Below are 25,738 nucleotides of genomic sequence, written 5' to 3' on the forward strand. Positions count from 1 at the left end.
TCCTTAGCTCAGCTGGATAGAGTACCTGGCTACGAACCAGGCGGTCGGAGGTTCGAATCCTCCAGGACGCGCCACTTATTACAAAGCCTCGCTTATGCGAGGCTTTTTTGTATCTGCCATTTGTGCTCTTTCTCTCAAATAAATTCTCTGTTTGCCGATTTTCAGCTTTTACTGATTTATTCAAAACTTGCTTATCATAGCCAATTTGTTTTGTGGCGAAGGTTTTCACGCTGAAAATGACGTTTTCTCCCTGTTTAACCTCTTTTCCTTCCTCACTTCTTTTGTTGTAAATTCTTTGTTTTTCTTATGTTTTTAAAATGTTAAATCTAATTATCCCATTGTTTATTATTGGTTTTTATTGATCTTGCCTATCGTTGTTTTGAAGCCCTAATCGCAGTTTTTATATGTGCTTTGATTTAGTCTGTTTATGAATTGAATTGTCACATTACCTGCATTGTTTGCATACGAACTGTGATCTGGGTAGTGAATGAATAATCATTTGTAGGGTTTACTACCAACCTTCCTTAAACAAAATTGACAAAGTTTAACCAGTCGAGATAATCCATGGGTCGGGATATGACACAATTAACATCCTGCACCTGTCAGGATGACAAAGAAAGGAAGCAACATGACTAATATAGGAAGCCTGCTAGTAGATGCAGCCACTCTCATGATTACTGGGATGGCGGTTGTATTTATTTTCCTCACTATTCTTGTTTATCTCGTTCGGCTCATGTCGAGACTCATACCAGAAGAAGTCCTAGAGCCGATCGCTGCACCTAAAATAAAAAACAATAATCAATCAACCTCTTCAGCTGTTAGTCCACAAGTCGTGGCGGCGATCTCGGCTGCGATTCATAAACATCGCACCTCTGTCGCGAAGTAGCCGAAAATAGGATTAAAAAGGAGTTTAAGAGTATGTCTAAACCACTAGCTATTACTGATGTGGTCCTAAGAGACGCCCATCAATCACTGTTTGCTACGCGTATGCGTATTGACGATATGCTGCCTATCGCGGCTGAACTGGACAAGATTGGTTATTGGTCTTTAGAGACGTGGGGTGGGGCAACGTTTGATTCGTGTATTCGATTCCTTGGAGAAGATCCGTGGGAGCGTTTACGAGAGCTGAAAAAAGCGATGCCGAACACACCAATGCAAATGCTGCTGCGTGGTCAGAACCTTTTAGGATACCGCCATTATGCTGATGACGTAGTAGAGAAGTTTGTTGAGCGTGCACATGCCAATGGTATGGATGTTTTCCGTATTTTTGATGCGATGAATGATGTGCGAAATTTCCAAAAAGCGGTTAAAGCAACCGTGGATGTTGGCGCTCACGCACAAGGCACGCTGTCTTACACAACCAGCCCAGTACACAACGCTGACACGTGGGTTGATCTGGCAAAACGTCTGGAAGACCTAGGCTGCCATTCTTTATGTATCAAAGACATGTCAGGTCTACTAAAACCTTATGAAGCTGAAGAGTTGATTACTCGTATCAAAGCATCGTGTGATGTGCCACTGGCACTGCACTGCCATGCAACTACGGGGCTATCGACGGCTACTGCGATTAAAGCGGTAGAAGCGGGTATCGACATTCTTGATACTGCGATTTCATCAATGAGTAGTACCTACGGCCATACGCCAACAGAAACTGTGGTAGCGATGCTTCAGGGTACAGAGCGTGACACTAACCTGAAACTGGAAGAGATTGAGCCAATTGCTGCTTACTTCCGTGAGGTTCGTAAGAAATACGCGAAGTGGGAAGGTCAATTGAAAGGCGTGGACTCTCGCATTTTGATTGCTCAAGTGCCAGGTGGCATGTTAACCAACATGGAAGGCCAGCTTAAAGAGCAGGGCGCTGCTGATCGTCTTGATGAAGTACTAGAAGAGATCCCTCGTGTTCGTGAAGATCTTGGTTTCATTCCATTGGTAACACCAACTTCGCAAATTGTCGGCACTCAGGCTGTTATCAACGTACTGACTGGCGAGCGCTACAAGAGCATTACCAAGGAAACTGCGGGTCTGTTGAAGGGCGAATATGGTCAAGCGCCTGCGCCAATCAATGCAGAGCTACAAGCTAAAGTTCTGGAAGGTAAAGAGCCTATCACTTGCCGCCCGGCTGATTTACTAGAGCCAGAAATGGAAGCGCTGACAGTTGAGCTGATGGATAAAGCGAAATCTGAAGGCATCAAGCTGGCAAGTGAAAGAGTTGATGATGTATTAACTTACGCGCTATTCCCTCAAGTTGGCCTTAAGTTCCTGAAAAACCGCGGCAACCCTGAAGCGTTTGAGCCAGCTCCTACCTTAGAATCTGCTAAACCAGCTCCGGCACCAGTTGCTCAAGCATCAGTAGGCGGCGTAGAAACATACAGTGTTCGTGTTGACGGACAAGTTTATGAAGTAGAAGTAGGACCGCAAGGTGAGCTGACGTCGGTAACACCTTCAGCAGCGCCAGCGAAAGCCGCGGCTCCAGCAGTACCAGCTAACACTTCCGCTGAGTCAGTTCCTGCTCCACTTGCGGGCAACATCTTTAAAGTCAATGTACAGCCAGGTGCTGAAGTGGCTGAAGGTGACGTGCTACTGATCTTAGAAGCGATGAAGATGGAAACGGAAGTTCGAGCTGCGCGTGGTGGTATCGTTCAGGAATTAAATGTGAAAGAAGGTGATGCCGTGACGGTAGGTGCACCTCTTCTTAGCCTGGCGTAAGGGAGTATCATGGACGGATTGATGACCCTATGGTTAGAAACAGGGATCGCTAACTTTGAGTTTGGCCAAATCTGCATGATGCTGGTTGGCTGTACTCTGCTGTTTTTGGCGATTCGAAAGGGTTTTGAACCCCTGCTTCTACTTCCAATTGGTTTTGGTGCGATTTTAGCTAACATTCCTAATGCGGGTTTCACCGAGCCGGGTGGTTTGCTGTACTACGTCTACCACATCGGGATTGAGTCGGGTGTCTTCCCGCTGTTGATCTTTATGGGCGTTGGCGCAATGACGGACTTTGGCGCGTTGATTGCGAACCCTAAAACGCTTTGGTTAGGTGCTGCGGCGCAGTTTGGTATTTTTGCAACGCTATTTGGTGCGATTTTGCTGAACTATGTACCGGGCATGGAATTCTCCATGGCAGACGCATCGTCAATTGCGATTATCGGTGGTGCTGATGGCCCAACCGCTATTTTCCTGGCAAGTAAACTGTCTCCAGACTTACTCGGCGCGATTGCGGTTGCGGCATATAGTTACATGGCGTTGGTGCCGATTATCCAGCCACCAATCATGAAAGCGTTAACCACACAGGAAGAGCGTCAGGTAAAAATGGCTCAGTTGCGTCATGTCGGTAAGTGGGAAAAAGTGATTTTCCCGCTAGCTGTACTGTTGATGACCATTCTGTTTTTGCCATCTGCAACACCTCTGGTAGGGATGTTCTGTTTGGGTAACTTGATGCGTGAAGCAGGGGTTGTCGATCGTTTATCGAAGACAGCCCAGAACGAACTTATCAATATCGTGACCATCTTCCTTGGTCTTGGTGTTGGCTCTAAGTTGCAAGCGGATAAGTTCCTAAACTTGGAAACGCTTGGTATTTTGGCTTTGGGCGCGGTTGCTTTCAGTATCGGTACGGCAGCTGGCGTTCTAATGGCGAAGTTACTCAACAAGTTCTCGAAAGAAGACATCAACCCACTTATCGGCGCGGCTGGCGTTTCTGCTGTGCCAATGGCGGCGCGAGTGGTGAACAAAGTGGGCTTGGATGCAAACCCACAAAACTTCTTGTTGATGCACGCTATGGGTCCTAACGTAGCGGGTGTTCTTGGCTCTGCAGTAGCGGCAGGTATTCTGCTTGCACTGGTCGGCTAGTGTGTGGGTAACATACTCGCGCAGTGACTGTGCGGGGGATTAAATTATCCGCTTACAGCCATTAACTTAGCTAAACAAAATGGTTTATAGTCAAAGGGATGCTTCGGCATCCCTTTTTGTCTTTCAAGGAATGGTTTATGGAACACAAACAAATAGTTATCACTGAATTTGGAGAAGCAAGCGTACTTGCGGTTCAACATGCCCCAACACCGTCACCACAGTCAGGTGAAGTGTTAGTTAAGGTTTCTTTTTCTGGCATTAATCCTATTGATGTGAAGACTCGTGCAGGTCTGGGCTGGGCTGCGGCGCAAAACAAAGACAATCTGCCTTGGGTTCCGGGATATGACATTTCAGGCGAAGTCGTATCTTGTGGAGAGCAAACATCCCGCTTTGCTGTTGGAGATAAGGTAGCTGGTTTCATTGGTTTTCCAGTAAGAGGTGGCGGATACAGTCAATATGTATCTGTGCCTGAATCAGAACTGAGCCACGTACCAAGTAATGTTCCTTTGGAATCGGCGGCAGTGCTTCCTCTTGCCGGCCAAACCGCGGCTCAGGCACTGGAGAAAGCTAACGTCACAGAAAGCGATCGTGTTTTAGTGCTTGCTGGTGCGGGTGGCGTAGGACACATTGCGGTGCAACTGGCTGTCGCAAGTAAGGCTGAGGTTTTTACAACTTGTAGTGAGCGAAATGTCGATTATCTCACCTCACTTGGTGCCCATGCAGTGAACTATCAATTAGGACCAGTGTCAGAACGTGTTGAAGATATAGATGTTTTAATTGATTTAGTGGGTGGAGATGCGGCTCTGGACGCTCTCAAATGTCTCAAGCCTAATGCTAGGATTGTGACTATTCCTACGATTACTGCTGAGAAGATTTGCGAACAAGCGAAACAGTTGGGCTTAGAAGCGAACGGTATGTTGGTTGAGCCTAAGCCAGAGCAGCTGGATTCTTTACTGTATATGGCTGATGTAGGTTTACTAAAAACAGAGGTTCAACATGTCTACGCAATGGACGAGGTTGTCTCAGCTCACGAACAAGTGGAGTCTGGGCGCACTCGAGGCAAGGTTTTGCTTGATATGACATGTTAGAAGCATTCAATGCTGGCTTTGAGAGCATCGCGCTTTGGTTTTCTGGGTCAGCATTGTGGGTGCTTTTTATGACAGGCTTTCTCAGTGCTACCTTACTTCCTGGTGGCTCTGAGGCTGGTCTCATAGCGACCCTCTCTCTAAATCAATATTCCGTCTTTTCCATCATCACTGTAGCTACGATTGGTAATACCCTTGGCGGTTTGACCAATTACTGGCTTGGATTATGGATTCCAAATAAAACCCAGGATGAAAAACATGGCCATACCGCGTTAAAGTGGTTAGCAAAATATGGTTACTGGGCTTTATTTTTCAGTTGGCTACCTATTGTTGGTGACCCGCTGTGCTTAGCGGCAGGATGGTTAAGGATGAATTTCCTGCCGTGTGTAATGTTAATATTTTTTGGAAAGGCCGCTAGATACAGCCTTCTAGCAGCCATCTATCTCGGATTATTTTAAGGAAAGTACATGAGAATGTTTTGGGTTGGCGCGTGTTCACTGCTCGTGATCACGGGTTGTGCATCACAATCCCCTGTTTCTTCACTGCCAGAGGGGATCACTTTCGTAGAGTCATCACAAGCGGAAGAAGGCAAAGTTAAAATCCCATACCAAAAATACAAGCTTGATAACGGATTGACCGTCATTCTCGCACCAGAAGATTCAGATCCGCTGGTACACGTTGATATGACTTATCATGTTGGCTCTGCTCGTGAAGAAATCGGTAAGTCTGGGTTTGCACACTTCTTCGAGCACATGATGTTCCAAGGCTCAGAGAACGTAGGTGACCAAGAGCATTTCAAAATCATCACTGAGGCTGGTGGTACACTCAACGGGACAACCAACCGAGACCGCACTAACTACTTTGAAACTGTACCAGCCAATCAGCTAGAGAAAATGCTTTGGCTCGAATCTGATCGTATGGGTTTCTTGCTTGACGCAGTTTCACAGCATAAGTTTGAAATTCAACGTTCTACGGTTAAGAACGAACGTGCTCAACGTTACGATAACCGTCCGTACGGTTTGATCTGGGAACGCATGTCAGAAGCGTTATATCCGGAAGGCCACCCTTACTCATGGCAAACAATCGGTTATGTGGAAGATTTAGATCGCGTTGATGTTAATGATCTGAAAGCCTTTTTCTTGCGATGGTATGGCCCAAATAACGCCACGCTGACGATAGGTGGTGATCTGGATGTTGAAAAGACGCTGGCTTGGGTTAACAAGTACTTTGGCTCTATTCCTCGTGGCCCAGAAGTTGAGAATGCAGCAAAACAACCAGCAACGCTGACCGAAAGCAAATACATTACGTTAGAAGACCGTATTCAGCAGCCAATGGTGATGATTGCGTGGCCAACGACTTACGATGGTGAAGCAAGCCAAGCGTCACTGGATACCTTATCCGAAGTACTTGGTGGCGGAACCAACAGCTTACTTTATCAAGATCTGGTGAAAACACAGAAAGCGGTTGATGCGGGTTCATTCCACGACTGTGCAGAGCTGGCATGTACCTTCTTTGTCTATGCGATGGGAGACTCTGGCGACAAAGGCGATTTATCTAAACTGTATGACGACGTAATGCAGTCTTTAAATAAATTTGCTGACACAGGTGTAACAGAACAGCGTCTCGAACAGCTTACCGGTAAGGCTGAAGCCGATGCGATTTTTGCGTTGGAAAGCGTAAAAGGCAAGGTGACACAGTTAGCCTCTAACGAAACTTTCTTTGGCCAGCCTGACTTAATTGAAAAGCAGCTAGAACAAATTCGAGCTGTGACTCCTGACTCTGTTGATAAAGTGTACCGTGATTTTATTCAGGGTAAATCCAAAGTGACCTTAAGTGTGGTTCCAACGGGTAAAACCGATCTTGCTGTCAAACCAGCGACGTTTGTCACGCCTGAGCGCACACTACCTGAATACAAAAAGATCACTGATGACCAGCTTGCTTACCGCCGAGCTACCGATAATTTTGATCGCTCCGTTCAGCCACCAATTGGTGATCCTGTAAAAGCCACTATGCCGGACTTATATGATGTGCACTTCGACAACGGTTCTGAACTCTTGGGTGCGGTGAGTAATGAAACGCCTACCGTTATGATGCAATTCAGCCTGCCAGCAGGCACTCGTTTTGTTGAAAAAGGTAAAGAAGGGCTGGCACAGCTAACCGCTTCGATGCTTCAGGAAGGTACAACCAAACGCAGCATGGAAGAAATTCAGGCTGAGCTTGATAAGCTCGGTAGTGTTATTTCTGTCGATGCAACAGGATATACGACCAACATCAGTGTTTCTGCTTTGGAGAAAAATTTAGCGCCAACCTTGAAGATCGTCGAAGAGATGTTGCTATCACCTGCATTCAAACAAGAAGATTTTGAACGCGTGAAACAGCAAGCTCTGGAAGGACTGGTTTATGAGCACCAAAGCCCAAGCTGGATGGCTTCGCAAGCCAGTCGCCAGGTACTTTTCGGTGATTCCATTTTTGCGCGCCCTAAAGATGGTACACAAGCCGGAATGGAAGCGCTAACCCTCAATGATATCCGTGAGTTTTACGCAACACACTACACCCCACAAGGTGCACAGATCACCGTGGTAGGTGATGTGAGTAAACAAGATATCGAGCAACAGTTAGCGTTCTGGGCTAACTGGCAGGATGACGCAGCACCGCTATATGCGCCGCAAAGTATTCCAGCATTGGGTAAGCAAAAAGTTCACCTTGTCGACAAACCAGGAGCACCACAAAGCGTGGTTATGATGGTGCGTCAAGGGGTGCCATACGATGCTACGGGAGAATTCTTCCTGGGTCAGTTGGCTAACTTCAACCTGGCAGGTAACTTTAATAGCCGTATCAACCAAAACCTGCGTGAAGACAAAGGTTACACTTACGGTGCATATGGCTACTTCTCTGGCAATCCGGAAACAGGCTCCGTTGTATTCACCGCACAAGTGCGTGCTGATGCGACCATTGCTTCGATCATGGAAATGAAGAATGAACTGAATGAATTCTCTCAAGCTGGTATGACGGACGATGAATTGACGTTTATGCGCCAGGCGGTAGGACAAAAAGATGCACTGAAATATGAAACTCCAACACAAAAGGCGGAGCTCATCAGTGATATCTTTAAGTACAACCTTGATAAAGACTATCTTCAGCAGCGAAATGCGATTGTGGAAACCGTGGACAAGCAGACGCTTAACACTCTCGCACAGAAGTGGTTTGACCCTAATGACTACCAAATCATTGTGGTTGGCGATGCAAAATCACTTCGTCCTCAATTAGAAAAGTTGGGGAAAGACGTAGAAGAGCTTGAAATCATTCGATAGAGTACACATCTAATAGCGGAGGGCGTGCTCTCCGCTATACATCTAGATAAGTGACTTTTCATGGGTTATTTATCTAGATGAACTAAATATCAATAACTTAGCTTTCACTTGCTTCGGATGGCAAGTGGCCTGCTCCTAATATAAGCGAACCTCATTTTGACTGATTTTGCTGCGCGACTGGAAAAAGTTGCATCAAACCCGGAAGTATTTAAACAGTTTGGACGCGGTGTTGAGCGTGAAACGTTACGCTATCGTCAGGATGGACAGCTAGCAACAACACCTCATCCAGAGGGATTGGGCTCAGCGTTCACAAACCAGTGGATTACCACGGACTTTTCAGAGTCGTTACTGGAGTTCATTACTCCGGTTTCTCATGATGTTCCGGAGCTAATGGCACAACTGAAAGATATTCATCACTTTACTCAAACTAAAATGGGTGAAGAAAAAATGTGGCCGCTTTCTATGCCATGTTATGTCGCCAGTGAAGATAATATTAATCTGGCACAGTACGGATCGTCTAACGCAGCTCGAATGAAAACGCTCTACCGAGAGGGTTTGAAACGCCGTTATGGCAGCTTAATGCAGATCATTTCGGGTGTTCACTTCAACTTCTCGTTCCCAGAATCGTTTTGGGATGCCCTATATGGTGAGCAGGATGAAGAGGCTCGTCAGGAAACCAAATCCGATGCCTATTTTGCCCTCATTCGTAACTACTATCGTTTTGGTTGGATGATTCCCTACTTCTTTGGTGCTTCGCCTGCGTTGTGTGGTTCGTTTATTCAAGGCCGAGAAACAAGCTTACCGTTTGAGAGCTTGGGTGGAACGTTATTCTTACCGAAATCAACGTCTTTGCGTCTGAGTGACCTTGGTTACACGAATAATGCACAGAGTTCGCTAAAGATTGGCTTCAATAGTATTGACCAGTATCTGGAAGGTTTAAGTGATGCTATTCGTCGTCCGTCAGAAGAGTTCGCAAAAATTGGTGTGAAAGTTGATGGCGAGTACCGTCAGCTCAACTCGAATGTGTTGCAAATAGAAAACGAATTGTACGCGCCAATTCGTCCTAAACGCGTGGCTAAAAGTGGTGAGAAACCATCAGAAGCGTTAAAGCGTGCGGGTGTTGAATATATTGAAGTTCGTTCATTAGACGTGAACCCATTCAGCCCAGTAGGCATAACTGAAGAGCAAGTTCGCTTTCTCGACCTGTTCCTGACTTGGGCAGCACTGTCAGACTCAGAACCAATGGATAACTGTGAACTGGAGTGTTGGCGTGATAACTGGAACAAGGTCATTGTATCGGGCCGTGAAAAAGGCTTGATGCTTCAGATCGGTTGCCAAGGTGAGCGCTTACCTCTACAAGAGTGGGCTCACCGTGTGTTTGCAGATCTACGCCAAATTGCTGTGATGATGGATGAAGTGAATGGTGATAATGCTTACCAAGAGGTTTGCGATAAGTTAACTGGTTGGATTGATGAACCTGAATTGACGACTTCTGGTCAATTGTTGGAACTGACCAAGGAGTTGGGCGGCTTAGGTAAAGTAGGTTGTTCACTTGGTATGAAGCATCGTGAAGATAACCTGAATCACGGCTACCAGCATTACTCACAAGAAGTGATGGAACAGGAAGCGTTAGCATCGGTTGAAAAGCAAAAGCAAGCAGAGCTAAGTGACACGATGTCTTTTGATGACTTCCTGGAAGACTATTTTTCTTATTTAAAACAATAACAGAGTAGTAAGGATTGGGTGGGATTGAATATTAAGCCTCTGGTTGTATCGGTGTTAGGTAGTGTGTTGCTCGCAGGATGTGCGACGGCACCACCACAGCAGCAAGATAATCTATGTGAGATATTCCGCGAAAAATCTGGCTGGTATGATGATGCAAAAGATATGGAAGAAGAGTGGGGTACTCCGATCCATGTCGCAATGGCGATTATCAAGCAAGAGAGCGGATACCGACACGACGCAAAACCACCCAAAGATTATGTGCTGGGCTTTATCCCTTGGGGTAGAGTCAGTAGCGCATATGGCTACGCTCAGGCGCAAGATCCCGCTTGGGACGATTTTCAGGATTCGACCGGGCAAGGTGGCTCGCGTACTAACTTTGATGACGCTATGATGTTTGTCGGTTGGTATACCCACGAAACCCGTCGCCAGCTTGGTATCTCTTTATGGGACCCATATAACCAGTATCTTGCCTATCATGAAGGGAGAGGTGGTTATCAGCGCGGAACCTATAAAAGGAAACCTAGCTTAGTTAAAGTCGCGAGACGTGTAGAACAAACCGCGAAGAATTATGGCTGGCAGCTGAAACAATGTCGTCAGGAACTGGAAGACAACAGCAGCTGGTTCTTTTAACCCTAATAGGGATAAACAGAAATCAAACCAATACCGTAAGGTGTTGAGATTACAATCAGGAGAGATGTAATGCCTTTACTCGATAGTTTTACTGTGGATCACACTCGTATGAATGCACCTGCTGTGCGAGTCGCGAAAACCATGCAAACCCCAAAAGGGGACACCATTACTGTCTTCGATTTACGCTTTACTGCACCAAACAAAGATATCCTTTCAGAGAAAGGCATCCATACACTAGAGCACCTTTACGCCGGCTTTATGCGTAGCCATCTAAACGGTGACAGCGTTGAGATCATTGATATTTCACCAATGGGATGTCGTACTGGCTTCTACATGAGCCTGATCGGTACGCCTTCAGAGCAGCAAGTCGCGGATGCTTGGATTGCATCAATGGAAGATGTACTGAAAGTAGAAAGTCAGAACAAAATCCCTGAGCTAAATGAATACCAATGTGGCACTGCGGCAATGCACTCACTGGATGAAGCAAAGCAAATTGCGAAAAACATTCTGGATGCGGGTGTGTCAGTGAATAAAAATGATGAGCTAGCTCTGCCTGAGTCGATGTTAAAAGAACTGCGTATCGACTAAGACCTGAGTTGTCTTATCAAATGATTTAACGAAAAGAGCCTGACAATGTCAGGCTCTTTTTATGTGTCTGTAAACAGATTACTTTTAGTTACTGCCTTTCTTCCGTTTAGGGTAGACGCGAACTAACTTAATTCGGTTCTCTTCAATCTCGACAATTTCCATCGGATGTCCGGACACTTGCACGCTCAGGTGACTTTCGGGAATGTCTTCTAAGTGCTCTAAGATCAAGCCGTTTAGTGTACGAGGACCATCAGTCGGCAGATGCCACTTCAGACCTTTATTGATGTCACGGATATTGGTGCTGCCTTCGATTAGGAAGCTACCATCCCCTTGCGGGCTGATTTCATCAGATAAGCTTGGTGAGATCGAAGTGGTAAACTCACCGATGATCTCTTCCAGGATATCTTCAAGCGTTACCAAGCCAATAATGTCACCATACTCATCAACAATAAGACCAATGCGCTGTTTATTGCGCTGGAACTTCAACATCTGTACGTTCAGAGGCGTGCCTTCAGGAATGTAGTACACTTCGTCAGCCGCACGCAGTAATGTCTCTTTGGTGAACTCGTTCTTTTCAAGCATCAGGCGGTAAGCCTCACGCAAACGCAGCATACCGACCACTTCATCGATTTGATCGCGGTAAAAAACGATACGGCCATGTGGTGAGTGCGTTAACTGACGAACGATAGACTTCCAGTCGTCGTTGATGTCGATACCAGTAATTTCATTACGTGGCACCATAATATCGTTTACCGTGACGTGCTCAAGATCTAGGATGGACACCAGCATATCTTGGTGGCGACGAGGAATAAGACCGCCGGCTTCATTTACAACCGTACGTAGCTCTTCTGAACTGAGGTGATCTTCCACAGAGTGATCAGCCTTTACCCCAAGCAGACGAATAAAGCCATTGGTAATGAAGTTTACAAGCAGCACAAGTGGTGAAAGTAACTTCATCAGAATGGTCAACAGAATACTGCTGGTATAAGACACGCGCTCCGGATACAGAGCGGCGATGGTTTTTGGCGTCACTTCGGCAAACACCAAAACCACCATGGTGAGCGCACCAGTCGCAATCGCCACACCCATGTCACCGTAGAGGCGCATGCCGATAATAGTCGCAATTGCAGAAGCGAGGATGTTCACAAGGTTATTGCCGATAAGAATAAGACCGATCAGGCGATCCGGACGGTCTAATAATTTTTCGACACGCTTTGCTCCCTTATGCCCATTTTTGGCTAAGTGTTTCAAGCGATAACGGTTCAGTGACATCATCCCTGTTTCTGAACCGGAAAAGTAACCTGATATGACGATAAGACACGCGAGTAGCGCAAATAAGATACCCGTAGATATGTCGTCCAAAACGTTGCTGTTCCTTGTAAGTATTGGGTTATTTTTAAAAGCTATGTATAACTGTTAAGTCATAGATTTACGGTACTGTATTTGATTTAACTTTGAATATAAAGGGTTTGTGGACGCCTTAATTCAAAATGATCTCTTTTACAAAGCGACTGCCGAAATAAGCCAGAGTGAGTAATGTGGCTCCCGCAACGGCAAACCAGGTCACTTTTCTTCCGCGCCAACCTTTTTGATAATGGCCCCACAGTAATACTGAATAGACCACCCAAGCAATGAAAGAAAGAATGGCTTTATGCGCTTTTCCTTCCGCGAACATATCTTGAACAAACACGTAGCCAGTAATAAGCGTAGCCGTAAGAAGCAAATTACCAATCAAAATAATTTTAAACAACTGACGTTCAACCATGAGTAATGGCGGTAAATTAGGGTTGATTGCCAGAGACTTTTTGGTTTTCAGTTTGTGGTCCAGCCAAGCGAGTTGCAGCGCATACAACGCACCAATACTCAGAGTGGCATAAGAAAACAGAGCAAAAGAAATATGAATGAGTAGCTTAGGATCGTTTTCTAAATGCTTGATGAAGGTGCTTGGTAAAAAAGCCGCGGCAGATAAGTTGATGGCAGCAAAGCTATAGACAACAGGCAACAGAAACCAAAGCCGGTTCTTTAGCATCGCAACGCTCATCACCAGAGAGATGATGAAACTGATAAGAGAGGCGACATTAAGAATACTAAAGTTCTGACCAGAACCATCGAGGATCAGATCACTCAATAACCACGCATGGAAAACAAGCGCACAGGCAGCGCTGGCAAATACGGTTTTTGCTTTGATGACTGACTGCTGTGAAAGTCCGGGTATGATCGTCGCAATCGCTAATACGTAAAGTATGGCGGCCGCGATGGCAATTACGCTATCCATGAATCCTAAATGTTGTTGTGCACAATAGAGAAATTATACCTTGCATTACTCTTTGCGGCTACGCTCTATGCGACAACAATCGCGATAGATGAGATATTGAAATTAATAAGTTACCCCTCCATATAGAAATAGAGACAATAATAGAGCAGCGGTACGGGTATGACTCAGACCTTGGCTAAGGTATACTCACACTAATTAATCGCCATTTTAGCGAAGAGACAAAGATGTTTGAGAATTTAACGGATCGATTATCCAAAACGCTGAAAAATATCAGTGGCAAAGGTCGTCTGACAGAAGACAACATTAAAGAAACCCTACGTGAAGTGCGAATGGCACTCTTGGAAGCGGACGTTGCGCTTCCTGTTGTTCGTGAATTTGTAAACCGCGTTAAAGAAAAAGCGGTTGGTGTAGAAGTTTCTAAATCTCTGACTCCGGGTCAAGAGTTTATTAAGATCGTTCAAGGCGAACTTGAAGCTGTAATGGGTGAGTCTAACGAAGCTCTGAACCTAGCCGCTCAGCCGCCAGCAGTGCTTTTGATGGCAGGTCTACAAGGTGCGGGTAAAACCACATCGGTAGGTAAGCTATCCAAGCTGTTAAAAGAACGTGATAAGAAGAAAGTACTGGTTGTGTCTGCCGACGTTTACCGTCCTGCGGCGATCAAACAGCTAGAAACACTGGCATCAGACATTGGTGTTGATTTCTTCCCGTCCTCACCAGACCAAAAGCCTATTGATATTGCGAACGCAGCAATCGACCACGCGAAGAAGAAATTCTACGACGTTCTGATTGTCGATACCGCTGGTCGTTTGGCGATTGATGAACAGATGATGGGTGAGATTAAAGATCTTCACTCTGCGATTAACCCTGTCGAGACACTGTTTGTTGTTGATGCAATGACAGGTCAGGATGCGGCGAATACCGCTAAAGCCTTTGGTGATGCACTGCCACTTACGGGTGTGATTCTAACCAAAGTTGATGGTGACGCTCGTGGCGGTGCGGCGCTATCGGTTCGTCATATCACGGGTAAACCAATCAAATTCCTGGGTGTTGGTGAGAAAACTGACGCACTAGAACCTTTCCACCCAGACCGCGTAGCATCACGTATTCTTGGCATGGGTGACGTTCTGTCTTTGATTGAAGACCTGCAACGTAACGTTGACCAAGAAAAAGCAGAAAAACTGGCGAAAAAGTTCAAAGAGAAGAAAGGCTTCGACTTAGAAGACTTCCGTGAACAGCTAGGCCAAATGCAAAACATGGGCGGCATGATGGGCATGATGGATAAACTTCCAGGCATGTCTCAGCTACCTGACAATGTCAAAGATAAAGTCGATGACAAGATGTTTAAGCAAATGGAAGCGATCATCAGCTCTATGACGATGAAAGAGCGTCAACGCCCAGAAATCATCAAGGGTTCGCGTAAGAAGCGTATTGCTGCAGGTTCAGGTGTGCAGGTTCAGGACGTAAACCGTCTGCTAAAACAGTTCACCCAGATGCAGAAAATGATGAAGAAGATGCAAAAAGGCGGCATGAAAGGCATGATGCGCAACATGCAAGGCATGATGGGTGGCATGGGCGGAGGTGGTGGTTTCAACCCATTTGGTCGATAATCACTCGCTCACACTATAGTTTCAGGGTGTTAGCTACATCACAAACTTTAATTTCAATTTATGTTGGTGAAAAAGTAACTAAATCCCTTGCATTGCTCCGGCATAAGAGTAAAATTCCGGAGCTTTATTTTGGCACGAGCCCCAAATTGTTCATTTATTGAATGGTTCTTGGGGTTAATTTTATTTTTGAGAAAGCAAAGAGGACGACATGGTAACCATTCGTTTGGCACGTCACGGCGCTAAGAAGCGTCCATTTTATCAAATCGTAGTAGCGGACAGCCGCAACGCTGCAACTGGCCGTTTCATCGAGAAAGTTGGTTTCTTTAACCCAACTGCTAAAGGTCAAGAAGAAGGTCTACGTCTAGACCTAGACCGCGTTAACCACTGGGTTGGTCAAGGCGCGTCTGTATCTGACCGCGTTGCTAAGCTAGTTAAAGACGCTCAAAAAGCGGCTTAATTTTTTACTGTTAGAAGTAGAAACTAGTTTATGTCGATGAAAGGTAAAGAAACAATGAGCAACGAAAAGATTGTTGTAGGCAAGTTTGGTGCTACTTACGGCATTCGAGGTTGGCTTAAGGTTTTTTCCTACACAGACAATGCTGAAAGCATTTTCGATTACAGTCCTTGGTACATTAACCAAAAGGGCACATGGGTTGAATACAAAGTAGAAAGCTGGAAGCGCCATAACAAAGGTATGGTGGCTAAGCTGGAAGGCATGGATGTTCGTGAAGACGCGCATTTAATGACGAACTTTGAAATTGCTATTGACCCTGCGGTACTACCTGAATTGTCAGAAGATGAGTTCTACTGGCGTGAATTGTTTGGGATGCAAGTAGTAACCACTAAAGGTTACGATCTAGGTGTCGTTACTGACATGCTAGAAACTGGCTCAAACGATGTTCTGGTTGTTAAAGCAAATCTTAAAGATGCTTTCGGGCAAAAGGAACGATTAATTCCGTTCCTTGAAGAGCAAGTGATCATTAAAGTTGATCGCGAAGCTCAACGGATCGAAGTTGACTGGGATCCTGGATTCTAATCTCCAAAATTACAGAGCGAGATAAACATGTGGGTTGGCGTTATTAGCCTTTTTCCTGAAATGTTCCGTTCTGTTACTGATTTTGGAGTAACAGGTCAAGCGGTTAAAAAAGGTCTTTTGTCGATTGAGACTTGGAATCCTCGAGATTTCACTCACGACAAACATCGAACTGTCGATGACCGACCTTACGGTGGTGGCCCTGGTATGTTAATGATGGTTCAGCCTTTGCGCGATGCCATTCATACCGCTAAGCAAGCCTCACCGGGTAAGACGAAAGTCATTTACCTCTCTCCTCAAGGTCGCAAACTCGACCAGCAAGGGGTTGAAGAACTGGCAACAAATGAGAATTTACTTCTTATTTGTGGCCGTTATGAAGGGGTAGATGAGCGCATCATTCAATCCGAAGTCGACGAAGAATGGTCGATTGGGGATTTTGTGATGACGGGTGGCGAGATACCAGCCATGACGTTAATTGATTCAGTTTCTCGGTTTATACCGGGAGTGCTGGGTGATTTCTCGTCAGCAGAAGAAGATTCTTTTGCTAATGGTTTGCTAGATTGCCCTCACTATACGCGTCCTGAAGTATTGGATGGCAAAGAAGTACCAGCGGTACTGATGTCAGGTAATCACAAGGACATTCGTCAATGGCGACTCAAGCAGTCGCTGGGCCGAACTTGGCTAAGAAGACCAGAACTCCTGGAAAACCTAGCTCTGACTGACGAACAGGAACAATTACTTGCCGAGTTTGTTAATGAGCATAAAGCCGTTAACGAACAGAATGCAAAGTAACCTAATTTATTTAGTATCAGTTTATTCTAGGAATTTTAAAATGAGTAACATCATCAAAGCTCTTGAAGAAGAGCAAATGAAATCAGACCTACCTAAATTTGCACCAGGTGACACTGTTGTTGTTCAAGTTAAGGTAAAAGAAGGTGACCGTGAGCGTCTACAGGCTTTCGAAGGCGTTGTAATCGCAATCCGTAACCGTGGTCTACACTCTGCTTTCACTGTACGTAAGATCTCTAACGGTGAAGGTGTTGAGCGTACGTTCCAAACACACTCTCCAATCGTTGATAGCATCGAAGTTAAACGCCGTGGTGCAGTACGTCGTGCCAAGTTGTACTACCTACGTGAGCGTTCTGGTAAGTCTGCTCGTATCAAAGAGAAACTTGCTAAGAAGTAATGCTATAACTAGCGTTCTCATTAAACGGAGTCCTTTTGGGCTCCGTTTTTTTATTTCTGGGTTTAAGCTGGTTGTATTTCACTATAGCTGTGTCGGCGGTACTCATTTACTGGCGTAAACTCCGTTCCTTCTCCTTGCTATAGTAAAATACACCTTCGCTTAATCCTCTGAAACTAAGCCGAATTGCAGATAGAAAGGCGGTAAACCAGTAGAGAAAGAGAACTGCTTTTCGACAGGCAATAAAAAAGTTGACGCTCTCACGCCAACTTCCTCAATCTTTAGAACCTAGAACCTAGAACCTAGAACCTAGAACCTAGAACCTAGAACCTAGAACCTAGAACCTAGTATTGATCTTCTGACCAGCCGTCACTGTCTGACATGTCTGGCGCGCCAGCAATGGCATTCTCTTCGTCTGCCCATTCACCAAAATCAATCATCTGGCATTTTTTGCTACAAAATGGTCGGTGAGGGCTTTGCTCTCCCCATTCTACGTCGGCTCCACATTGAGGGCATTGAACGATAGTAATTTTAGACATGGGTTGGTTCTCTGAATTAACAATGTTTCTCGAATATAGAGGAATAATGAAATAGTAGTTGAGTGAGTTTCGGCTAGCTACATACCGCTAATTCAAACTCGACATCTTGAGTGCAAGCTTGACCACTTTCAAACGACATAAACTTAATCGCAAAGCGGTTTTTATGACCTGAAATCATTGGGTAGACGCCGTGCTCCATAGGGATATGAAGTCTCAGAATATTCGCTTCATCAGCATCGCTCTGGAAGAAGCCCGCACGGCCGATTTGAGCTTTAAATTGCCCGGTTTCTCGGGTTAACTTTAGCCATAAGTTCAACGCATCCGAAAGCGGCTTCAAGCTATCCAGCCATTTTTGTGCATCCTGCTTTTTACGATCAAGTGGTAAATGCAGCCAGTAGTGCAAAGCTGGTAAATCAAAACAACAAGAGCCACCAGGCAGATTAAATCGTTGTCTGATAGAGCTTAAGAATCGATCATCTTTCAGTGCCTGACCAAACCTTTCAGCGCGCATTAATTGTTTGTGCACCACATCGATATCATTGAGTAAGGACGTCAGTGCCTCTTGGTCGACACCTTCCACATGGAGCCAGTGTCGATAACTCAAACGCTGTTTTTCAAGATCTTTGGCCAGTTCACTTTTCAGCTGCAGTTGCTCAAAAATCTCAACCATATCAAACAACGCACGGAAAAAGAGCTGGTACTGATGATTTTCAGCAAAGCCAGAAGCCAAGTGAGCCTGACGCAGCAGAGACTCTACTCTTAGATAAATACGAGTTTTCTCATTTAACGGATGTTCAAATTTGTGCGTGGTCATCGACATAAGCCTTGGTGAATTTCATTCTAATTTTGCAGATTTTTCTTACACATGGCTAGGTACTTTTCATGCAAATCTGTGATTTGAAGCAAAAGATCTTGGTCATCCGGGTTATTTTTAACCACATCGTCTGCCATATCGAGCCTTTGCTGTCTTGATGCCTGGGATACAAGTATCGCACGGGCTTGTTCTTCGCTGACATTATCGCGTTTCATCGTACGCGATATTTGCGTTTCAGGATCGACATCCACCACCAGAACACGGTCACACAAGCTTTCTAGTTGGTTCTCTACCAGTAGCGGCACAACCAGAAGCGCATAATCAGAGGTGACTTGCTGTAAGTCTTCTACCATTTTTTCGCGAATGATCGGGTGCAATAGCTTATTAAGCCAGTCTTTTTCATCTGGGTTCGAGAAGATCTTCTCTCTTAATTTTGCCCGATCGAGCATTTGATCGTCACGAACAATATCGCTACCAAAGTGCTCAATAATTGCTGTCAGTCCCGGAGTTCCGGGTTCGACGACTTCTCTTGCAACAATATCTGCATCAACGATGTCGATTTTAAATTGCTGCTTGAACAGATTCGCCACGGTGGTTTTACCGCTAGCGATACCGCCTGTTAAGCCAATAACCAAAGCCATTTACGCTCCTAGAATTGATGTGAAATACCAATTTAGAAATTGATCACCCCAGAGTAAACTTACCCATCCGGCAATCGCTAAGTAAGGACCGAAAGGGAAGGCCTTTTCGATCCCTTTCTTCTGCAATCGTAGCTGAATTATTCCAAATATGACGCCTACGATAGAAGAAAGCAAAATGATCATTGGTAAAGCTTGCCAACCCAGCCAAGCGCCAAGCGCTGCGAGTAGCTTAAAGTCGCCATAGCCCATGCCTTCCTTGCCAGTGAGCAATTTAAAGCCCCAATAAACAGACCAGAGACATAAATAGCCAGCGATTGCACCGATCACGGCATCTTGCAGACTAACAGGACTGACTTCGAACAATGCTAGAGCAATGCCAGCCCAAGTTAATGGCAATGTTAATTGATCGGGCAGCAGCATGGTATCGAGATCGATAAACGTCGCTGCGATCAGAATGAAAGTAAAGAATATTAGCGCAATAGTGAAATAGCTGAATCCAAAATGAAACGCAACGTAGCCGGAGCAGGCTGCCGTCAGTATTTCTACAAGTGGGTATCTGGCGCTGATCGGTGCGCTACAGCTGTGGCATTTACCTTTCAGAAGTAGCCAACTGATAACCGGGATGTTATCGCGAATGCGAATCGGAGTACCGCACTGTTGGCAAGATGAGCGGGGTACGCTTAATGTGAGTACTTCTTTAGGTGATTCAATATTGTATTCAGGAAAAGACTCAGCACATTCACGGCGCCATTCCAGCTCCATGATTTTTGGAAGTCGATAGATAACGACATTGAGAAAACTTCCCACGATCAAACCAAAAACCACGGCGAATACAACGAATAACCATGGGTAGTACTGAAATACTTCCATATTTGTCTCTTGAGCGGTGCATCAAACGGCAAGGTGCTGTTTTAATGATTAATTTACAGCCTCCATTTTAGCCTAATACACTCATTAAGTTAAAGATTGGCAGGTACATTGCTGTCACTAATCCACCAACGACCACACCTAGAAAAACAATAATCAGCGGTTCAAGAATCTTACTTAGGTTATCGACGGTATTATCTACTTCGAATTCATAGATCGTAGCAACTTTATTGAGCATATCGTCAAGCCGCCCGGACTCCTCTCCTATCATCACCATTTGTAGCACTAATTCAGGGAAAACATCGCAGTTACGCATCGCGACATACATTGGCATACCAGCGGCTGTATCACGATAGACCTCTTCTACTGCCAGCTGATAGTGCAGATTTCCTGACGTTTTGGAGGTGGTTTTTAAACTGGTCAGAATAGGAATACCAGCACTGAAGCTGGTGGCCAGGGTGCGGCTAAATTTAGCAATTGCAGCCTTGGACAACACAGCGCCAAGAACTGGAATTCTCAATATGGCTCGATCCATCATCAAGCGAAAAGAATCAGAACGTTTTACCAGTATTCTTGCTGATATAACTAGGCTAAGTGCCCCAAGAGCGATGAATGAACCCCAATTTTGCATCCACGCAGACAAGTCCAGTACTTGTCTGGTGAACCAAGGTAACTCAGCCCCAAACCCAGAAAACATTTTTTCAAACTCGGGGATAACTTGAGTGAGCATGAGATAGGACACGCCGAGCGCAACCAACATAACCATGGCTGGGTAGATCAGGGCCTTGATAACTTTCGCTCTGAGTTCCTCACTTTTTTCACGATAAGTGGCCAGTCGTTCAAAGACTTCTGCCAGATTACCTGAGAGTTCTCCTGTTGCGATGAGGTCAGTATAAAGTGCGTCAAAATGTGTGCTGGCGGTGCGCATGGCTTTCGACATCGGCGTGCCCGCTTCAACTGCTCGAGTTACGCTCATTAAAATAGACTTCATCTCGGCTTTTTTATGGTTGTTGGAAACCAATTTCAACGCCTGAACGAGTGGGACACCGGTGACCAGCATAGTCGAAATTTGGCGAGTAAGAACGGTGATGTCTTTGCCTTTTACCCGATGGCTCATTTTGGTTAAAAAAGAAATACTGCTTTTTTTCAGTTTTTTTATTTTTATGTGCTGAGCGCTGAGTCGTTCTCGTACTTCCACTTCGCTCATGGCCAGCGTTTGCCCAGAAGTTTTTTTTCCTGAGCTATTAATGCCTTTCCAGCGGAAGTTCTTTAGTTGTGGGGTCGTCGTTTTCATAGGCTAAATGGCTGCTAGTTCAAAGTGAATTTAAAAGTAGAGCACGCGCTGCAGTTCGCTAAAGCTTGTGACGCCTTGCTTAAGCTTTTCAATACCTGACATTTGTAGTGTGCTCATCCCGTTACGGATGGCGAGTTTTTCCAGTTGATTTACAGAGGCTCCTTTAATCAGTGCTTCGGATAGGGTTTCATCGAAACGCATTACCTCATAGATGCCTGTTCTTCCCGAATAGCCGTGTGTACAGTGGTTGCAGCCATTTGGGTTGGCTTGATAAATCTGGTCAGTTGCTTGAATGCCGATATGTTGTAATGCGGCGGTAACTTCTTGAGGCTGTTTACAGTGCGGGCAAAGTTTACGAGCTAAGCGTTGGGCAATAATAAGGCTGAGCGAAGAGGCGAGGTTAAAGCTTTCAACACCCATATTCGTTAGGCGGATAACGGTTTCAGCGGCTGAATTTGTGTGGAGTGTCGACAAGACTAAGTGTCCGGTTTGTGAGGCCTTAATCGCGATTTCTGCTGTGTCCAAATCGCGGATTTCTCCCACCATGACCACATCAGGGTCTTGACGCAGGAAAGAGCGCAGCGCCTCGGCAAAACCAAAGCCTATCTTAGGCTGAACCTGAACCTGATTAATTCCGGAGAGGTTGATTTCGACCGGGTCTTCAGCCGTAGAAATATTGATCTCTGGTTTATTGAGTATGCTCAGCCCTGTGTACAACGAGACGGTTTTGCCGCTGCCGGTTGGGCCAGTCATTAAAATCATGCCTTGTGGGCGACGCAGAGCATCTAAGTACAGCTGCTTTTGCTGGTCACTGTAGCCTAGTTTATCTATATCCAGAGAAGCTGAGCTGCTGTCGAGCAGTCGCAATACGATTTTTTCACCGAACAGAGTGGGTAAGGTGGACACTCGCATATCAATGGCAGTGTCTTGATTAAGCTTTAACTTTATTCGACCGTCTTGCGGCATGCGTCTTTCAGCAATATCAAGTTTGGACAGAATTTTGATTCGGGCTGATAAGCGTCGACTTAAATGGCTTGGCGGCTGTTGAGTCTCAATCAGAATACCGTCGCAGCGTAGGCGAACCCGATACATTTTTTCATAAGGCTCAAAGTGGATATCAGATGCCCCTTTACGCACAGCATCAAGTAAAATTTGGTTGATATAGCGACTAACCGGAGATTGGTCCTGACTTAAGTCTTCGATGTTATCGATTTCATCAGCACCGACGTCAACCAAATTAGCCAATTCTTCTTGGTTGATCTCTTTTAAGCCCGATTTTTCCTGACCTAACGCACGACCGTACAAACGGCGAATCGCAGCATCAAGCTCCGAAAAATCAGCGATAACTAAGTCGACTTGTAATCCGGTAGCAAAGCGAAAATCATCTTCAGCTTGTTGGTTCGTTGGGTCGGCAATGGCGAGAGTTAACGTCGAAGGCGTTCGCTCCAGTGGCAATGCATGGTGACTCGTGATCAGTTCACGTAGCCCCAATTTTTGGCACAGGGCGGTGTAATCATAGTGAGATAAGGATTCGTAGGGTAAACCAAAGGTAGAACTAAGGTGAGTCGCGAGTTCACTAGAGGTGAATATGCCAGAGTTAACTAACGCTTCCGGCATCGAAATACCGGAAGCGTTGACTTGCTCTATTAACGATTCTTCTTGGTGTAAATTGATTAATCCCATTTGACGAAGAATCGTTGAGAGGTTGCTCTCCATTGCTTATAAGGTACTATCATTATCACATGATTTTGGAAGGAGTTTTTTTACGGGGCTGGCCTTACACTCCCATTTTCCGCCTGTAGCTCTTTGGAGGGCAATTTTTTCGCCATTGATGTCCGGGCTATTTCCAGTCGCCGCGAAAGTAAGAAGTATCAGACCTTTTTCTTTATCAAATGAGATAGTTCCATTTTTGGGTTGAATCACCCCCAGATCCTCTGGTTTTTGACCTGCTGCTGAGTTATCCGGGAAAGATCCGTTTGTCACCATATAATCTTCTACATTTGTTCGTATTGACGTAATTGTAGCTAACCCGGCTCCGAGTTCAGATTTGGCTACATAGTTTTGATATTGAGGAATAGCGATAGCTGCTAAAACACCTATCACTGCGACCACAATCATTAATTCAATCAGCGTAAAGCCTTGCTGTTTTTTCTGTTTATTTGACTTCATTTTCTCTTCCTTCTCATGAGATAGATAATGCTGTTGCATTGGCACAAGATTATGGAGAGTAAGAAGTGGTGAAAACTGGCAGGCAGCGGGTGATCGAGTCAGATAGATATCTTTAATGCTTAATTACATTTGATATGCAACGAATTGCGATTGATTTGGCTTTTTACGAATAAAAATAAAGGGCCAAAGGGCCCTTTATTTAATGTTTGTTTTGTAACTTGTTGAATTTGTTTGTCTAATATGGTTTTTGTCAATTGATTATTTGAAGCGCATCGAAAGATCCATCGCTTTCAGGTGCTTGGTTAGCGCGCCGACAGAGATGTAATCTACGCCAGTTTCCGCGTATTCTGCGATGGTGTCTAAGGTGATGTTGCCAGAGTTTTCTAATGCTGCGCGACCTGCGTTGATTTCTACTGCTTCACGCATCATCTCTTTGGTAAAGTTATCCAGCATGATGATGTCCGCACCGGCTTCAATCGCTTCTTTTAACTCGTCTAAGCTTTCTGTTTCTACTTCGACTGGTTTGCCAGGGTTCAACTCTTTTGCTGTTGTGATCGCTTGAGTGATGCCACCGCAGGCAATGATGTGGTTTTCTTTAATGAGGTAGGCATCGAATACGCCGATACGATGGTTAAAGCCACCGCCACAAGCGACGGCGTATTTTAGAGCGCTACGCAGACCCGGAATAGTTTTGCGCGTATCTAACAGACGGCACTCGGTGTGCGCGATCTTTTCTGCGTACACGGATGTTGTGGTCGCACAACCAGAAAGCGTCTGAATAAAGTTCATCGCGTTACGCTCGCCAGTAAGCAGGTCACGAGCAGGGCCTGATAAGGTACAAAGTGTCTGGTTTGGTTCAACCTTGTCACCGTCTTGTACATACCACTCGATAGTCACTTTACCGCCCAACTGTTTAAATACTTCATCTGCCCAAGCCTGACCGCAGAACACACCGTGCTCACGTGTAATGATCGTCGCAGTGTTAACGGCATCTTCAGGGATAAGAGATGCGGTGATATCGTTGTTGATATCCACTGTGCCGCCGAGGTCTTCTTTTAAGGTGTCGGCGACGGAGCGAGTGATCTCCAGAGGAAGTTGTTGTTTCAGGTATTCCAGGCGTTCTTGGCTGTTGTGTGTGTTCTTCATCGCAAATCTAGTCTTGAAAGGGAGATGGCAACGAATGATACTCTCCGGTGTCAATAATTTCAGCAGTTAATTTGCAAAGTATAGAGGTTGATATGCCCCCAATAATCGAGAATGGCTGGTTGACGCAAGCAAAGCATGTTCCGTCGCCTTTTTTTGATGCTCGTTCAGATAGCAATGATATCTCTCTGCTTGTTGTGCATAACATCAGTTTGCCGCCCGGCCAGTTTGGTGGTCCTTATATAGAGGACTTTTTCTGCGGGAAATTGGACCCTAAAGCGCATCCATTTTTTGAAGTAATTCACAAAATGGGGGTTTCGGCTCATTGCTTAATTAAGAGAAATGGCGAGATTGTACAGTTTGTGTCCTTTCTCGATAGAGCATGGCATGCTGGCCAGTCAAGTTTTGCCGGACGAGCTGGATGCAATGACTATTCGATAGGTGTTGAACTGGAAGGGACTGAGTTTGTCGCATACACAGACGAGCAATATCAGTCACTTGCAGGTTTATCTCAAGCGATCATGTCGCAATACCCTAACATTACTCCCCAACGAATTACTGGCCACCAGTACATCGCCCCGCTGAGAAAAAGCGACCCTGGCCTAAGCTTTGACTGGGTCAAGTATCGACGACTGATTTGAAATTAAGTTGTGATAAATATGTAAATTATAAAAGCTAGAATCAATAAGGCATGGTTGAAACCATGCCTTTTTGTATACAAAAAATAATTACTTTTGTTGAAAATTAACTACATTTTTGTGTGTACAGCGAGGGAAGTGGCCGATATTTGCCCTGATCTTTTTGTCATTTTATGCTTTTACTTTCAAAATGCTCAGCACGTCATTTCCCCACTTGTTTTGTTATTGTAATTGGTAAGACCAATTTTATTGCTGTTTTAACCGTCAATTGTTATCAGAGTGTTTTTGCTAGGCCCGTTCTATGATTTAGGTCAATTTTTGGCTGGACAGTGACGTTTTAATTATGTTAA

The 25,738-nt window shown here is 45.2% G+C and carries 25 protein-coding genes; 15 read left to right on the plus strand and 10 right to left on the minus strand.

The features are described from left to right. Positions 1–628: 628 nt before the first annotated feature. The 9 genes from V1U08_RS14850 (at position 629) to luxS (ending at position 11,185) form a co-directional block, all read left to right on the plus strand. The gene (locus V1U08_RS14850; protein ID WP_014232970.1) at positions 629–886 is read left to right on the plus strand and encodes an oxaloacetate decarboxylase subunit gamma; all 258 of its coding nucleotides are present in this window, start codon (positions 629–631) and stop codon (positions 884–886) included. 32 nt (positions 887–918) lie between these two features. Beyond that, on the plus strand, positions 919–2,706 hold the full coding sequence (oadA, locus tag V1U08_RS14855) for a sodium-extruding oxaloacetate decarboxylase subunit alpha (protein WP_118119360.1): 1,788 nt from the start codon (positions 919–921) through the stop codon (positions 2,704–2,706). 9 nt (positions 2,707–2,715) lie between these two features. Continuing rightward, on the plus strand, positions 2,716–3,846 hold the full coding sequence (locus V1U08_RS14860; protein WP_014232968.1) for a sodium ion-translocating decarboxylase subunit beta: 1,131 nt from the start codon (positions 2,716–2,718) through the stop codon (positions 3,844–3,846). Positions 3,847–3,983: 137 nt separating this feature from the next. Continuing rightward, positions 3,984–4,934 carry an NADP-dependent oxidoreductase gene (locus tag V1U08_RS14865; RefSeq protein ID WP_329349786.1) on the plus strand — a complete coding sequence of 317 codons (951 nt, stop codon included), beginning with the start codon at positions 3,984–3,986 and terminating at the stop codon, positions 4,932–4,934. Further along, a complete protein-coding gene (locus tag V1U08_RS14870) occupies positions 4,928–5,389 on the plus strand; it encodes a YqaA family protein (protein WP_330470921.1) in 462 nt (153 codons plus the stop codon). Before V1U08_RS14865 ends, V1U08_RS14870 begins: the two co-directional genes overlap by 7 nt. Positions 5,390–5,398: 9 nt before the next feature. After that, the gene (locus V1U08_RS14875) at positions 5,399–8,242 is read left to right on the plus strand and encodes a M16 family metallopeptidase (RefSeq protein WP_330470922.1); all 2,844 of its coding nucleotides are present in this window, start codon (positions 5,399–5,401) and stop codon (positions 8,240–8,242) included. 156 nt (positions 8,243–8,398) lie between these two features. Then, complete coding sequence (gshA, locus tag V1U08_RS14880) at positions 8,399–9,967, plus strand: glutamate--cysteine ligase (protein ID WP_020333954.1); 1,569 nt, start codon at positions 8,399–8,401, stop codon at positions 9,965–9,967. Between the two features lie 24 nt (positions 9,968–9,991). After that, positions 9,992–10,597, plus strand: coding sequence for a transglycosylase SLT domain-containing protein (locus V1U08_RS14885; RefSeq protein ID WP_014232963.1), 606 nt, complete (start codon positions 9,992–9,994; stop codon positions 10,595–10,597). Between the two features lie 69 nt (positions 10,598–10,666). Beyond that, positions 10,667–11,185, plus strand: coding sequence for an S-ribosylhomocysteine lyase (luxS, locus tag V1U08_RS14890; protein ID WP_014232962.1), 519 nt, complete (start codon positions 10,667–10,669; stop codon positions 11,183–11,185). Between the two features lie 84 nt (positions 11,186–11,269). Here the strand turns inward: luxS and V1U08_RS14895 are convergent, their stop codons facing one another. Further along, positions 11,270–12,547, minus strand: a complete 1,278-nt coding sequence (locus V1U08_RS14895) for an HlyC/CorC family transporter (protein WP_014232961.1) — start codon at positions 12,545–12,547, stop codon at positions 11,270–11,272. 118 nt (positions 12,548–12,665) lie between these two features. Beyond that, on the minus strand, positions 12,666–13,460 hold the full coding sequence (locus V1U08_RS14900) for a cytochrome C assembly family protein (RefSeq protein WP_014232960.1): 795 nt from the start codon (positions 13,458–13,460) through the stop codon (positions 12,666–12,668). Between the two features lie 224 nt (positions 13,461–13,684). Between V1U08_RS14900 and ffh the strand changes: the two genes are divergently transcribed. From ffh to rplS, 5 genes are all read left to right on the plus strand, one after another. Then, a complete protein-coding gene (gene ffh, locus V1U08_RS14905) occupies positions 13,685–15,067 on the plus strand; it encodes a signal recognition particle protein (protein ID WP_014232959.1) in 1,383 nt (460 codons plus the stop codon). A gap of 208 nt (positions 15,068–15,275) precedes the next feature. Then, positions 15,276–15,524 (plus strand): 30S ribosomal protein S16, encoded by a 249-nt coding sequence (gene rpsP, locus V1U08_RS14910; protein WP_005379962.1) that lies wholly within the window; start codon positions 15,276–15,278, stop codon positions 15,522–15,524. 30 nt (positions 15,525–15,554) lie between these two features. Beyond that, positions 15,555–16,103 carry a ribosome maturation factor RimM gene (gene rimM, locus V1U08_RS14915; protein WP_014232958.1) on the plus strand — a complete coding sequence of 183 codons (549 nt, stop codon included), beginning with the start codon at positions 15,555–15,557 and terminating at the stop codon, positions 16,101–16,103. Positions 16,104–16,130: 27 nt separating this feature from the next. Beyond that, positions 16,131–16,892, plus strand: coding sequence for a tRNA (guanosine(37)-N1)-methyltransferase TrmD (gene trmD, locus V1U08_RS14920; protein WP_014232957.1), 762 nt, complete (start codon positions 16,131–16,133; stop codon positions 16,890–16,892). Positions 16,893–16,932: 40 nt separating this feature from the next. Next, complete coding sequence (gene rplS / locus V1U08_RS14925; protein WP_005379971.1) at positions 16,933–17,286, plus strand: 50S ribosomal protein L19; 354 nt, start codon at positions 16,933–16,935, stop codon at positions 17,284–17,286. Positions 17,287–17,627: 341 nt separating this feature from the next. Here the strand turns inward: rplS and yacG are convergent, their stop codons facing one another. The 8 genes from yacG to nadC form a co-directional block, all read right to left on the minus strand. Next, a complete protein-coding gene (gene yacG, locus V1U08_RS14930; RefSeq protein ID WP_014232956.1) occupies positions 17,628–17,822 on the minus strand; it encodes a DNA gyrase inhibitor YacG in 195 nt (64 codons plus the stop codon). A 73-nt stretch (positions 17,823–17,895) separates the two neighbouring features. Next, positions 17,896–18,636 carry a cell division protein ZapD gene (gene zapD / locus V1U08_RS14935; RefSeq protein ID WP_014232955.1) on the minus strand — a complete coding sequence of 247 codons (741 nt, stop codon included), beginning with the start codon at positions 18,634–18,636 and terminating at the stop codon, positions 17,896–17,898. 26 nt (positions 18,637–18,662) lie between these two features. Then, positions 18,663–19,277 (minus strand): dephospho-CoA kinase, encoded by a 615-nt coding sequence (gene coaE / locus V1U08_RS14940; protein WP_014232954.1) that lies wholly within the window; start codon positions 19,275–19,277, stop codon positions 18,663–18,665. Continuing rightward, positions 19,278–20,147: a prepilin peptidase gene (locus V1U08_RS14945; protein WP_330470923.1), complete on the minus strand. Its 870-nt coding sequence runs from the start codon at positions 20,145–20,147 to the stop codon at positions 19,278–19,280. It abuts the gene before it with no gap. A 67-nt stretch (positions 20,148–20,214) separates the two neighbouring features. Next, positions 20,215–21,438, minus strand: a complete 1,224-nt coding sequence (locus tag V1U08_RS14950) for a type II secretion system F family protein (RefSeq protein WP_330470924.1) — start codon at positions 21,436–21,438, stop codon at positions 20,215–20,217. 30 nt (positions 21,439–21,468) lie between these two features. Continuing rightward, a complete protein-coding gene (gene pilB / locus V1U08_RS14955; protein WP_330470925.1) occupies positions 21,469–23,154 on the minus strand; it encodes a type IV-A pilus assembly ATPase PilB in 1,686 nt (561 codons plus the stop codon). 3 nt (positions 23,155–23,157) lie between these two features. After that, positions 23,158–23,607 carry a pilin gene (locus V1U08_RS14960; RefSeq protein ID WP_330470926.1) on the minus strand — a complete coding sequence of 150 codons (450 nt, stop codon included), beginning with the start codon at positions 23,605–23,607 and terminating at the stop codon, positions 23,158–23,160. Between the two features lie 258 nt (positions 23,608–23,865). Beyond that, positions 23,866–24,753: a carboxylating nicotinate-nucleotide diphosphorylase gene (gene nadC / locus V1U08_RS14965; RefSeq protein ID WP_020333946.1), complete on the minus strand. Its 888-nt coding sequence runs from the start codon at positions 24,751–24,753 to the stop codon at positions 23,866–23,868. A gap of 92 nt (positions 24,754–24,845) precedes the next feature. Between nadC and ampD the strand changes: the two genes are divergently transcribed. Next, a complete protein-coding gene (gene ampD / locus V1U08_RS14970) occupies positions 24,846–25,391 on the plus strand; it encodes a 1,6-anhydro-N-acetylmuramyl-L-alanine amidase AmpD (protein WP_330470927.1) in 546 nt (181 codons plus the stop codon). Positions 25,392–25,738 lie beyond the last annotated feature (347 nt).

Origin of the sequence: Vibrio sp. YYF0003 (assembly GCF_036350715.1) — a bacterium.
Classification (GTDB): Bacteria; Pseudomonadota; Gammaproteobacteria; order Enterobacterales; family Vibrionaceae; genus Vibrio; species Vibrio natriegens.